We start from the raw sequence: 12,174 nt of genomic DNA, 5'->3' as shown, positions 1-12,174 counted from the left end.
ACACACGGATCCATGCGCGCGATGATCCTGGCCGCCGGCCGCGGCGAACGCATGCGCCCGCTGACCGACCACTGCCCGAAACCCCTGCTGCCAGTCGGCGGGCGCCCACTGATCACCTACACCCTGGACCGCCTGGCGGCCGCGGGCTACCGCGAGGTGGTGATCAACCTGGCGCACCTGGGCGAGCAGATCCGCACGACGCTGGGCGCGCAGCACGCCGGTCTGGCGATCCACTACTCACCAGAGCCCGAGGAGGCCCTGGAGACCGCGGGCGGCATCCGCAAGGCGCTGCCGCTGCTGGGCGACGCGCCGTTCCTGGTCGTCAACGGCGATGTCTGGTGCGACCATCCGCTGACCCCGCCGGAGACCCTGCGCCGGTCCACCAACCGGCCCCTCGCGCACCTTGTGCTGGTGGACAACCCGGAGCATCACCCGCGGGGCGACTTCACCCTGAAGGACGCACAGATCGGACTCGACGACGGCGAGGCCCTGACCTTCAGCGGCATCGGCTGGTACGACCCGACCCTGTTCCGCGATCTGCCGCCCGGCCGCCATGCGCTCGCCCCCCTGCTGCGCCCGGCCATCGCCGCCGGCCGTGTCACCGGGGAGCACCACACCGGAGACTGGCGCGACATCGGTACCCCGGAGCGCCTGGCGGCACTGGACGCCGAGCTGGGGAAACGCTGAGCGCCCGCCGTCACGAAGTGAACGGCACCCGCGCCATCGCCCCGATCAGGGCTTGATGTAGGTATACCCGGCACGCTGCAACCGGGTCAGTTCCACGATGCCGCTGGGCACCACATCCTGCTCCGCCACCTCGTGCAGATCCTCGCGCTCCAGCCCGCGCGAGGCCATCGTGTTGCCGCACACCAGGAAGCGGACATCCTGCAGTTTCAGGGTATTCACCGTACTGCGCAGATCCGGATCGCTGCGCGCGTGCTGCAGCAGGCTGATGCCACTGCCATGCATCAGCACCTTGATCTCCAGCGGTGAGCCATCAGGGCTGCCATCGATGTGATTCTGCAGATTACGCAGGGCGTTCAGGTGGAGCTCCGGGTCATCGGAATTGATGTGATAAACCACCCGGAGCGGCTCGTCGGCGGCCGGGGCGTCGGCGACCGTGCCAAACAACAATGCCGTCGCGCCGCCCGCGGTCAGCATCAACAGAAACGCCCCGGCCAGAAACCAGCCGGGGCGTCTTGTGCGGTTCGCGGGCGACATGCGGGGTGCCGGCAAGGCCGGATCAGACCTTGATGTAGATCCAGCCCTCGGCCTGACGGCGGGCCGCCTCGGCGACGCCGGAATCGATCAGCTCGGCCTGCGGCAGGATGTCGACCGTCTTGCCCTCCTCGCGCGCCAGCCGGTTCAGGGTCTGGGCACAGGCGGTGAAGCGCAGCGTGGGGTAATCCTGCGCCATGCTGGCAACCCGCTCCGGATACGGGGCGCTGTCGGTACGCAGCAGGTCCATCGCATTGTTGTGCACCACGACCTGCACGTTCAGATCGCGCCCGACGGTGGCCGCCTCGCGGTACATGCTCTCGATGTCATCCAGGAGCTCCGCCATCGCGCGGCGATCGGCTTCATTGATATGCAGCAGGATCTGGTCGGTCTCGGTGGCGGAAAACACCTGCTGTGGCGCCGCCGCGCCGCCCGCGACGTCATCGCTGGCGGCCATCTGCGCCATGGCCCCGGCGTCCTGATCGATCGCGGCCGACGGCTCGCCGCCGAAGAAACCAGCATCCCGGGTGATCTCGTAGCCGCCCAGCGAACCCACGACCAGCGCGAGCACTCCGGCGGCGACCGAAGGGAACCAGGCCGAACGACCGCCGCGCGACAACCGGCAGCGCCCGCCGGGGGCCCCGGTGCGACCAGCCGGCACATCCTCGTACGCCATGTTCACCAGCTCCTTGAGCTGGTGCATGTCGCAGACTTCGCGGCTCAGGTGCTCGCTGGAGGCAATCGTCTTCAGGGTGTGGAGACGATCCTCGGGAGAAAACTCGCCATCCACGAAGGCGTTGAGGATCTCCTCGCTGGGGCGGTTCCTTGCACTCAGTCGTTCATTCGACATGCCGATTCCTCACTACCTTGAGATAGGGTGTATCGGCCGCTTTCCCCGTGTCGGCCTGCTGCTCCAGCAGCACCTTCTTCAACTGTGCCCGAGCCCGGCTCAGGCGACTCATCACGGTGCCGATGGGTACATCCAGCACCTCCGAGACCTCGGAGTAGGCAAAGCCTTCGAGGTCCACCAGCGCGACCACCTGCCGGTGATCGGTGCTCAGTTCGGCCATCGCCCGGTGAACGTCCGCCACCATGCGGTTGCGTTCGGTCTGCTGCTCCGGGCAGTCCTCGCAGGGCAGCTCCATGCTGTCCACGTCCACCGTGTCCTTCTGCCGCCGTCCCCAGTCGCGGTAGCAGTTGGTCATGATCCGGAACACCCACGCCTTCAGGGCGCTCTCGTCCTGCAGCGACTTCAGCCGGGTCAGGGCCTTCATCATCGCCTCCTGCACCAGGTCATCCGCCAGCGCGGCATCGTGACACCACGCAAAGGCCATGCGGTACATCTGGGGCCGCAGGTCGCATACCTTCTGGCGCAGCCTGCGCTGCGCGAACCAGGTTGCCATGTTGTGTTTCCTCCATCCGCAGGCCGTACATGCGGCCTTGCTTGTTCTTGTACCCTGTAGGACGCTACCGGGCGCGGGGCTATTCCGATACTCCGGCCTTGCGACCGCACAAATCGCGCATCCCCGATTCCGTCGATCAGGATACCCAATGCCATTCGATCCGCAACAACTGGAGCGCGCGTTCGCGTTCGACCCCGACACCGTGCAGGACCTGCGCGAGCGCTGGTCACGGCTGATCACCGACGCGGTCTGGGGCGAACTCAAGACCGGCACCATCGGGGCCGTCCCGCGCCTGCGCAAGCGCCTGCTGGAGCTGGGCGAGAACCTGCGCTCCATGCTGTCGGACCGCGCCTGGATCCCGCACGAACGCGAACGCGTGAAGGGCGCGATGGCCGCCAGCCTCAACCTGCGCGACAGCCTGCAGCAGACCGACCGCGCCGCCAAGCTGCTGAACGGTGGTGCCGATTTCGAGACCTTCGAGGCCGACTACCTCGCCTTCCGCAAGCACCTGCTGGCCTTCATCGAGCACCACGAACAGATCTGGGGCGACCTCCTGGAGAGCCTCTACGACGAGGCCCCGGACACCGACGACCGGGACGAGGACTAGATCTTGGGCCGGGAAATCCGCGAAGAGCACTTCGGCGCGGCGGATTTCGACCGTTTTCACCAGGCTCTGGCCGACGAGACGGCCCGGCTGCTGGACTGGCTGCGCACACAGGCGGCCGCCGACCCCGCGCCGCCGCGACTCGGCTTCGAGATCGAGGCCTGGCTGTGCGACGCACAAGGGCGCCCGCTGCCGGTCAACGAGGCCTTTCTCGCGGCGATGGACAGCCCGCTGGCCACCCGGGAGCTGGCCCAGTTCAATGTCGAACTGAACAGCAGCGTCTTCCGCGCCGGCCCCGGCTGCTTCGGCGCGATCCTCGAGGAGCTGCGCGAGACCCTGCGCCAGGCACGGCGAGCCGCCCGTCATGCCGGAGCCGACCTGCTGATGGCCGGGAGCCTGCCGACCCTGGAGCCAGCCGATCTCGGGCTCCACCACATGTCCCGGCAGGCCCGCTACCGGGCGCTGAACAGCGCCATCCTGGAACAGCGCGCCCAGCGCCCGCTGGAGGTGGATATCGTCGGCCACGAACACCTGCAGCACCGCCACGCGGATGTGATGCTGGAGGCGGCGGCGACCTCCTTCCAGGTGCATATCGAGACCCGGCCCGATCGCGCCCATCGGGCCTACAACGCCTCGCTGGTGGCGGCCGCTCCGGTCCTCGCCGCCGCCGGGAACACGCCCTACATCTTCGGCCACGACCTGTGGGCCGAGAGCCGCATCCCGCTGTTCGAGCAGTCCGTGGAGGTAGGCGGATTCGCCAACTCGGCACGCGGCCCGATCCGGCGCGTGACCTTCGGCACCGGCTATCTGCATGACTCGATCGGCGAGCTGTTCACCGAGAACCTGGAGCACTTTCCGGTCCTGTTGCCGGTGGCACTGGACGAACCGGCCGACCAGCTGGCTCACCTCGCCTTCCACAACGGGACCATCTGGCGCTGGAACCGCCCCATCGTCGGCTGCGATGCCGATGGCCACCGCAGTCTGCGCCTGGAGTTCCGCTGCCTGCCCGCAGGCCCCTCACTGATCGACATGCTGGCCAACACGGCCTTCGCCCTGGGCCTGATCGAGCACCTGGTCGCCGAATCGCCGGACGGCACGCTGGAGACCCCGTTTTCCGAGGCCCGCGACAACTTCTACAATGCAGCCCGGCACGGACTGGACGCTCGCCTGCGCTGGGGCCACCGCGAACCGGCCCCGGCGCCCCGCCTGATCACCCGCGACCTGCTGCCCCGAGCAGCCGAAGGCCTGGAGCGCCTGGGCATCGAGCGCAGCGAACGCGACGCCCTGCTCGGGATCATCGCCGCGCGCGTGGCCAGCCGCCAGACCGGCGCACGCTGGCAGCGGGACTGGGTCGCACGCCACGGGCGCGACTGGCCCGGGCTGGTTCGCGCCTATCGTGGCTGGCAGAACACCGGCGCGCCGGTCCACACCTGGGGACTCTGAGGAAACCCGTGACGCAATCCATCATCGAACACTTCGAACTACCCGACGGCTTCCTCGAAGCCACGCCCGAGACGTTGCACCAGTGCGTGCCCGGCCCGGCCCTGATCCACCTGGAAGGCCAGCGCGAACCCGCGGTGGCCGTGGTCCTGTTGCTGCACGGCAACGAACCGGTGGGCCTGCACGCGGTACAGCAGCTCCTGCGTCATTACACCGGGCGGCCGCTGCCACGCGCCCTGACGCTGATCGTGGGCAACCCGCGGGCGGCGGCCGTCAATCAGCGCCACCTGGACGACCAGCCGGACTTCAATCGCATCTGGCCGGGCACCGAACAGGCCGGTTCGCGCGAGGCCGATGTCTTTGCCGAGCTCTGCCGCCGCCTGGAGGGACGCGGCCTGTTCGCCGCGATCGACCTGCACAACAACACCGGGCGCAACCCCCATTACGCCTGCATCAATCGCCTGGAGTCCCCGTTTCTGAACCTGGCCGCGCTGTTCGGGCGCACCGTGGTCTACTTCACCCGGCCGCGCGGGGTTGCCTCCATGGCCCTGGCACGCATCGCGCCGGCCGTCACTCTGGAGTGCGGCCACCCCGGTGACGCCGCCGGCGTGGACCACGCCCGGGAGATGATCGACGCGGTGCTGCACCTGGACCACTTCGTGCCCGAGCCGCCACGCGAGGGCGCCATCGAGCTCTTCCACACCGTCGCGCAGGTCCGGGTGCGCCCCGGCTTGCAGGCCGGGCTGGAGGCACAGCACGACGTGCGCCTGGAACCCGATCTCGACGGCCTGAACTTCCAGCTGCTGCCCGCCGGTTCCCGTCTGGTACAGGTGCACGAAGATGCCGACGAGCCGCTGGTCGCGATCGCCGAGGACGGCTCCGAGGTCACCGGGGATTATCTGGAGCGCGCCGGCCAGGAGATCCGGCTCAAGCGCCCGGCCATGCCGTCCATGCTCACACTGGACACCCGGGTCATCGCCCAGGACTGCCTGTGCTACCTGATGGAGCCGCTGTCCCTTCCCTGACGCGCCCCAGCGGCTGCCGTTGCGGCGGCCGCCACCCTACTTCTTGCTGCTGGCGCGGCGCTTCGACGCCGCCGTAGCCGCCTTGCCGCCGTCGTTCAGGCTGATGATCTGCGTCTTGCTCGTGCGGTGACGGTAGATCTCGCGCAGGTAACGGATCGCCTGCTTGACGTTCTCGCGGCTCAGACGGATGTCGTTGATCGAGACAAAGCTCTTCTCGTTGCTGCACATCTCGCGGTATTTCTTCTCGTACATCGGCTTGATCGCGTACCAGTTGGTATCGAGGATGCGCGTGGGGTTCTCGTGTTCGTTCAGCATCTCGTCGATGCGCGCCTCGTCGAACTCCTCGGCCCGGATGAGATCCAGCACCGCATGGTCCAGGGTGTCGTCGAAGCGCGTCTTGTCGTTGGCAAAGCAGCGCTTGATGTAGGCGACGAACAGGGTCAGGAAGTCGTCCGACAGGCACGGGCTCTTCACCACCAGGGTGGTCAGCGACAGATTGGCCGAGGCGCCAATAACCAGGGCGTAGCGCTTGAGTGTGGTATTCGGGAACAGGCCGTTCAGGTGGGACTTCAGGCGATTCAGGTCCATGTAGGACAGCTTGTAGTCCTTCGGCAGGGACAGAATCGTGACAATGGACGAGCAGTTCTTGAAGAAATGCAGATCGCGCAGGTGCGTCGCGTCCATGTCCGATTCCTTGTACCCCTTCAGTGCCTCGCGGTAGCGCGGGGCGTCGATCGGCAGCAGGCTGATCCCTTCGATGGCCTCGGTCTGCTTGTTGAAGTGGGGCAGGTCGATCGAGCGGAAGAACAAGTCGTCGATATCCAGCGCAGAGCTCTTGGAGGAAGCCTCCTCGCCAGTAGTCACCTCCGATTCCGCGTAGGCGACCGCAACCGGACCGGCCAGACTCATGAACAGGTCGTTGGCATCCAGGCGAATGGTTTCGCCGATATCCACCCCGGCACGCCGGAAGTAGTCCTCGTCGTAGTCGGTGGTCACCGCCTGCGCGGTCAGGATGTTGAAGATCTGCTGGGAGATGTACTGGTTGGCGTAACGCTCCATCGCGTTCACGTCGACGTGGCGGATGTTGCCGTCGTCGGTCTCCTCCGCGTAGCGCATGATGTCGTTGGATATCAGCATCATCGCGTTCCACGGCCGGATGCGATGCATCATGTCCTCGTCACGCGTCTCTTCGGCCTCGAAGTTGTAGGAGAAGTCCCATTCCTCCGCCAGGTACTTGCACAGCAGACGCCCCGCGTTGATGTGCAGCGCCTCGGACATCTCGACGCGGTTGTCCTGGATGTTCGGCAGGATGCAGATCCCCGCCGCGAAGATCGGCTCGAACACGAAGGAATGGTCGCGATTCGCGGCCTCGCGCTTCTCCAGCTTGGGATCGAAGGTCTTGCGCATATAGGAGTACTGCTGCGCGAGGCCGAATTCGGAGGCCATCCCGGAGCCGGTGCCGCCGCCGGCACTGAAGATATAGAAGTACAGTCGTGACTGATTCGCCTTGATACCGCAGGAATCGATCAGATAGGAATGGATGAACTTCCAGTCCTCGTTGGCGAACTGGTCGGTGTCCTTGTTCAGAATGATGCGCGCAAGGTACTGGCCCAGGATGGGGGCATTGCCCGCGCCACCCGCGTGCACCTCGGACAGGTCCATGATCTTCATCTTGTTGTAGTTGTCGATGAAGTTGTTCTGCCCCGCCCGGTTGGAGAAGCGGATGCGGCCCTCGATGTCCTTGTCGAGGTCGCCCAGCATCACCATCGGCTCGATCAGGAAGACGGGCTTCACCGCGTTGGCTGGCGGCAGATTCAGGCTCTTGCGAATCCAGCGCAGCGGACGGCCTTCCTTCTCGCGCCCACCGGCCTCCTCGTTATCCAGTTCGCGCAGATAGTTGGAGCGCGCACTGTGCACCAGCGCCGCCACGTCCAGCGCGATGTTCGAACCGCAGCGGCCAACGCCAATAAGACACACCGACGGGAAGAACTGCTGCTTTTGTTCCTCGGTCGGGCTGCCCTTGGTCAGGCGCGGGAAGACCGAATTGCGCAGGTGGTCCAGATTCTCGAGGATCCGGTCCAGATCGCGTTCGGTGAAGTAGTGGGGCTCGCCGCCGCGCTCGACCTGACCCTCCAGGACATTCGACCGCGCCGCGTTGCGCGGCTGGGTCGCCCGGGCCGCCCGCGATGGATTGCGGATCGAGGTCTCGGTATCGGCAGTCCGGGGCGACTCCGGCTCGGTCTGCACTGCGTGGTCCATGTTCTCGTTGGTGTCTTCTGTCGGCATGGTCAACGACTCCTGCAGTCCGAGCGGCCGGAATAGGCCCCAAAAATGTGATGCAATTCCGTTTGTGCCCCGCACTAAAGCACGCAGGGGGGCATGTTTCAACCACGAGGAGACACAAAGATGCGAAGGGCGCCGTTCGCGGCATCCAGTCGGTCAGGATGACGTGATCATGCGAGCGCCGGCCGGGCGACCGGCGGAAAGACGGAGGCGGTCAGGCGTCGCGTTCGACGCGCTCGAGGACCTGGGCGACGTGATCACCCTTGCGGTAGTTGGGGAGGTCGCGCTGCATGTCGGCCAGCGCCTTCTCGCGCGCCTGTTCGCTGTCGTACCAGCGATAGGATTCCCAGTCCGGCCCCAGCAGGTGCGGCATGGCCATGGTGCTGCCTTCCGGCAGGCGGATGCGGATTCCGTAGCGTTTCATGGATTCGTCCGAGGTTGCTCCCTTGAGGGGCCGCCCGCGCGCAGGCACGCGACCCGGCGCGCAGTCTATCCGAGCCCCTGCATACCGGCAATACAACACCGCCCCACCCGGGGCCCCAAACAAAACAGGGGCTGCCATATCGCTGACAGCCCCTGTCCGGGATTCGATGGTGGCTACGCCCTGATTCGAACAGGGGACCCCATCATTATGAGTGCGCACCCTCAGATGGTTTCCCAACACCCTGGATCGGCCTTAAACGGCTCTATGAAGCGATTCCAAAGGGCCGCAACCCCATCCACCAAAAAACCAATTCGCGCCGATTGCGCCCTCCAAGCGCGCATAAAACTGTACCGCGGTGGCACAGAATGTGTGCCAGCCTGACCATCAGATGATCTTCCACATTGAGCTCGATGAACTCTCCAAGCCGGGCCCCAACCGTCGTTTCGCGGGCGCGAAACGGGCGCCAATGAAGCCGTCAGCGCGTGCCTGACGAGCCCCGCTCATGACATTCAACACTCGGCATCCGGGACAAAGATGGCTCCCCGATGTCTGTTCCAGCATCGTGGGGAAACAGCGACCCTAGGCACCCTCAAAGGTTGAGGAGTTGCCGCAGCGCGTCGGCCTGCTCGACAAATTGCTGCGGGCTGTTCTCCCGGAGGCGACCCAGGTTCTGAAGCTTCCAGCGGATGGCCGGCAACTGCTCGACATGCGCGATATCCATGAGGCTCCAGTCGGGCGCTCCCTCGACCAGAGAGAGTAGAAACCTTCGCTCGCGGTCTTCCAGCCCTTGGTGGAGACCCTGGATAAGTCGATCGCGTGTCGTCAGCAAGTCGCTTATTGGCACCGGCTCGGCTGTCATGCCTTGGAAGTTATGCCGGTAGTCCCGCTCAATGTTCCGTAGCGCCGGAGACAGCACTTCATGTACGGGGCGATTATGGCTGGCTAGGTAAACGACAGCGGCTTGGCGAATGCCCGGTGTAATCCCCTCATGCTCAAAGAGCTGCATGACGTCGAAGAGATCCCGTGGGTGCTGCCGGTCTAGGGCCGCAACAAGCTTGCCGCCATAGAGGTCCTCGAGTGACACCACTGGAATGTCGAGGTCGGCCATAAGGATGTCGCGGGCTAGAGGGCTCAACGAAGCCGAACGGACCGGCTGAACGGTACCGCGCAGGACGTAGTTCGCTTCGATCTTGACCTCGACATGACCGCGCCGAACCAGAAGCTTGGTGGCTCCGGCTTCGGTTGTGGGGGCAAACGTCTGGAAGCCACGCTCGGCCAACTGCCTCCCCATACGCTCAATGGCGGCGTTGATGCGAGCCAGTGCTTCGTCTCGCGATGCCGCGTGATCGGGAAACACCAGATCGAGATCCACGGACAACCGCGGCATGTCGCGGACGAAGAGGTTGATGGCCGTTCCACCTTTCAACGCGAAGGTATCGTCCGCGAACACGAAGGGAGCGACCTGCGTCAGCAGGCGCGCCGTTTCAAGGTAGGCCGAGTTCATGGCTTGAGGACCAGCAGATCATCGCCGGTGCCGGATACCCAGGGCCGGTCACTGCCGGTTGGGAGCTCGACGGGATCCAATTGAGCCGCCCAGGGGAGCGAGAACTCGCGTCCCAACTGCAGAGCCAGACGAACAGTCTTGATGCTCTTCGTCTTGCACAGGAGCTCGCGAAGGACATTGGCTCGCAGACTGTAGGTCCCTTGGACGATCTCGCGTACCTCCTGCAACGGTTGCCGTACACCCACTTCACTGAGGAGCTCAAGGAGCGCCCGTTCCGGCGCCGCAACATCAGGTGCCCCCGCCTGATGTTCGAAGGGGCCGACATGCAGCATGGCCTCCGGCGTCTCGTTGAATAGGCGCTTGCGATGATATTCGGCCGGAAACCGCTCGAAAAACCAGCCCGGAAGCCGCCCAGAGGCCCAGCCATACAACTGCAGCGTGGGTTGGCGCATGACGTAGTGCCGAATGCCGTACCACTCCAGGGCTGACTTGCCCCCCACGTGCATGCCCGGAAACTTTCGCTGCAACATGACAAGACTGGGCTCCAACCCCAGATCCTCACCCGGGCGGCAATAGACACCCCGCGCGAGGCGTTCCAGCCACCCCGACCGGACGTAATAGACCGCCAGGTCGGCCGAAATGCCCAGCTCATTGAGGTCGGCCGTGGTCAGCGGCGTTCCCGGAGGCACTCTGGTATAGAGCGCCTTTAGATTGGATCTCGTTATCGTAGCCACACTACGAATAAACCACACAATTTCGCCCAACATCAACCAAGACGACTGGTTTAACCAGTAGCCTGACTACGATTACAGCGAATATCTCAAATACTCTCGATCGCTCCGCGACTCGAAATTCGTAGACGGCAGCACGTATGGCACGAGAAACCGCTCATGTAGATTCAAACGAGAAGAAACCGCGCGTGTCCGGCAAGGAATAGCTCGTACTGCGTCCACCGCCCGGGTTCTTTTTCAATGCACCTCGATCCACCAGGTCCGCAATGTCACGCTGCGCCGTGTCCTGCGAACACTTGGCCATCCGGGCCCAACGCGAAGAGGTCATCCGACCCTCGAAGGCGTCCAGCAGACGATTGAGCACCTTGATCTGTCGGGCATTGAGCGGCTCCGTGGCGAACCGCTCCCAGAATTGCGCCTTGAACGGCACGTGCTCGAGTGCATCCTGAGCGCTGGCCAGCGAACGCTGCAGGCAGCCCAGGAACCATTCCAGCCACAGGGTGATGTCCAGCCCCCCCCTGGTTTTGGGTCCGCTCCAGGATCGCGTAATAGTCGCTGCGTTCCCGAAGGATCTGCCCGGACATGCTGTAGAAACGTTCCGCCGAACCATCCGCTCGTGCCAGCGCCATATCGGCGATCGCCCGCGCGATACGCCCGTTTCCATCCGCGAAGGGGTGAATCGTCACGAACCAGAGATGAGCCAGCCCCGCCACCAATAGCGGATCCAGCGGGCCGGGTGTCTTAAACCAGGCGAAGAAAGCGTCGACCTCCCCCGGGATTCGTTCGGCCGGTGGCGCGGAGAAGTGCACCGTCTCCCGGCCAACGGGACCCGACACCACACCCATCGGCCCTTCTTCGGCATCCCGCCAGCGCGCGACCGGAATCCACGTCATTCCGCTACGCCCCGTCGGAAACAGGGCCGCATGCCAGTCGAACAGCCGATCCACTGTCAGCTCACGATCAAAGGCCTTCGTGGCATCCAGCATCAGTTCGACCATGCCGTCGACATCTCGCCCTGAAGCGACCGGTCCCCCGGCCTCCAGGCCGAGGCGACGTGCCAGGGAAGAGCGCACCTGATCCATGGGGAGACGTTCGCCCTCGATCGCGCCGGAGTCCACGATATCCTCCGACAGCACCCGCAGCGACGCTTCCTCGCGCAACGCGAAACCCAACCCCTGCATCCGCCCGAGCAGCCTGCCCTGCTCGCGCGCGGCCGCGGCCAGCATCGGCGCGATATGTTCCGCGTCCCACTGCCAGTGGGGCCAGCCGGTCAGTTCCCAGATATATCGCACGCCAATCTCCGCATTTCCAATGCGTAGACGGGTTCTACCCCACTTCAATCATGCATGGGCGATAAACGAAAAAACCAAGGAGATCGCAATGATTCCCGTGTTGCAAAGCCGATTCGTCGGCCCTCTGGGAAGAGTCACCGGATCATGCACCTGGATGCGGGACGAAACCCGCGGATGGAGTTTCCTCGTGGACTGAGGCATGCAGCAAGGCGGACTCACCACTTATCAGTGGAGTGCCGGTGTGAAGTGG

The 12,174-nt window shown here is 64.9% G+C and carries 11 protein-coding genes and 1 pseudogene; 4 read left to right on the top strand and 8 right to left on the bottom strand.

Annotation, left to right across the window (positions count from 1 at the left end; all coding sequences use genetic code 11):
• Positions 1-12: 12 nt before the first annotated feature.
• Positions 13-687 (top strand): N-acetylmuramate alpha-1-phosphate uridylyltransferase MurU, encoded by a 675-nt coding sequence (gene murU, locus F627_RS0101460; protein WP_019583062.1) that lies wholly within the window; start codon positions 13-15, stop codon positions 685-687.
• A gap of 45 nt (positions 688-732) precedes the next feature.
• On the opposite strand, the gene F627_RS0101455 is transcribed toward murU, so the two are convergent.
• Genes F627_RS0101455 through F627_RS0101445 form a run of 3 tightly spaced genes read right to left on the bottom strand, consistent with a single transcriptional unit; the run spans position 733 to position 2,621 of the window.
• Positions 733-1,221 (bottom strand): DsrE family protein, encoded by a 489-nt coding sequence (locus tag F627_RS0101455; protein ID WP_019583061.1) that lies wholly within the window; start codon positions 1,219-1,221, stop codon positions 733-735.
• 22 nt (positions 1,222-1,243) lie between these two features.
• On the bottom strand, positions 1,244-2,068 hold the full coding sequence (locus tag F627_RS0101450) for a hypothetical protein (protein ID WP_018875993.1): 825 nt from the start codon (positions 2,066-2,068) through the stop codon (positions 1,244-1,246).
• The gene (locus F627_RS0101445) at positions 2,058-2,621 is read right to left on the bottom strand and encodes an RNA polymerase sigma factor (RefSeq protein ID WP_017942834.1); all 564 of its coding nucleotides are present in this window, start codon (positions 2,619-2,621) and stop codon (positions 2,058-2,060) included. Before F627_RS0101445 ends, F627_RS0101450 begins: the two co-directional genes overlap by 11 nt.
• Before the next feature lie 148 nt (positions 2,622-2,769).
• Here F627_RS0101445 and F627_RS0101440 point away from each other — a divergent pair, with 148 nt between their 5' ends.
• Genes F627_RS0101440 through F627_RS0101430 form a run of 3 tightly spaced genes read left to right on the top strand, consistent with a single transcriptional unit; the run spans position 2,770 to position 5,690 of the window.
• Positions 2,770-3,228 (top strand): hypothetical protein, encoded by a 459-nt coding sequence (locus F627_RS0101440; RefSeq protein ID WP_018875992.1) that lies wholly within the window; start codon positions 2,770-2,772, stop codon positions 3,226-3,228.
• 3 nt (positions 3,229-3,231) lie between these two features.
• Positions 3,232-4,668: a glutamate-cysteine ligase family protein gene (locus F627_RS0101435; RefSeq protein ID WP_019583060.1), complete on the top strand. Its 1,437-nt coding sequence runs from the start codon at positions 3,232-3,234 to the stop codon at positions 4,666-4,668.
• Between the two features lie 8 nt (positions 4,669-4,676).
• Positions 4,677-5,690 (top strand): M14 family metallopeptidase, encoded by a 1,014-nt coding sequence (locus F627_RS0101430; protein ID WP_019583059.1) that lies wholly within the window; start codon positions 4,677-4,679, stop codon positions 5,688-5,690.
• 36 nt (positions 5,691-5,726) lie between these two features.
• On the opposite strand, the gene F627_RS0101425 is transcribed toward F627_RS0101430, so the two are convergent.
• The 5 genes and pseudogenes from F627_RS0101425 to F627_RS15505 form a co-directional block, all read right to left on the bottom strand.
• On the bottom strand, positions 5,727-7,976 hold the full coding sequence (locus tag F627_RS0101425; RefSeq protein ID WP_018865915.1) for a hypothetical protein: 2,250 nt from the start codon (positions 7,974-7,976) through the stop codon (positions 5,727-5,729).
• Between the two features lie 211 nt (positions 7,977-8,187).
• Positions 8,188-8,397, bottom strand: coding sequence for a hypothetical protein (locus F627_RS0101420; RefSeq protein WP_018865916.1), 210 nt, complete (start codon positions 8,395-8,397; stop codon positions 8,188-8,190).
• Between the two features lie 589 nt (positions 8,398-8,986).
• A complete protein-coding gene (locus F627_RS0101415) occupies positions 8,987-9,901 on the bottom strand; it encodes a nucleotidyl transferase AbiEii/AbiGii toxin family protein (protein ID WP_019583058.1) in 915 nt (304 codons plus the stop codon).
• Positions 9,898-10,668: a type IV toxin-antitoxin system AbiEi family antitoxin domain-containing protein gene (locus F627_RS0101410; RefSeq protein WP_231366578.1), complete on the bottom strand. Its 771-nt coding sequence runs from the start codon at positions 10,666-10,668 to the stop codon at positions 9,898-9,900. The genes F627_RS0101415 and F627_RS0101410 overlap by 4 nt, the downstream gene beginning before the upstream one ends.
• A 121-nt stretch (positions 10,669-10,789) precedes the next feature.
• A pseudogene (locus F627_RS15505) lies at positions 10,790-11,924 on the bottom strand (Fic family protein).
• Positions 11,925-12,174 lie beyond the last annotated feature (250 nt).

The sequence above is a fragment of the Thioalkalivibrio sp. ALE16 genome (assembly GCF_000381305.1).
Classification (GTDB): Bacteria; Pseudomonadota; Gammaproteobacteria; order Ectothiorhodospirales; family Ectothiorhodospiraceae; genus Thioalkalivibrio.
Note: the sequence above shows the minus strand (reverse complement) of the source record. Positions and strands in the feature narration are given on the sequence as shown.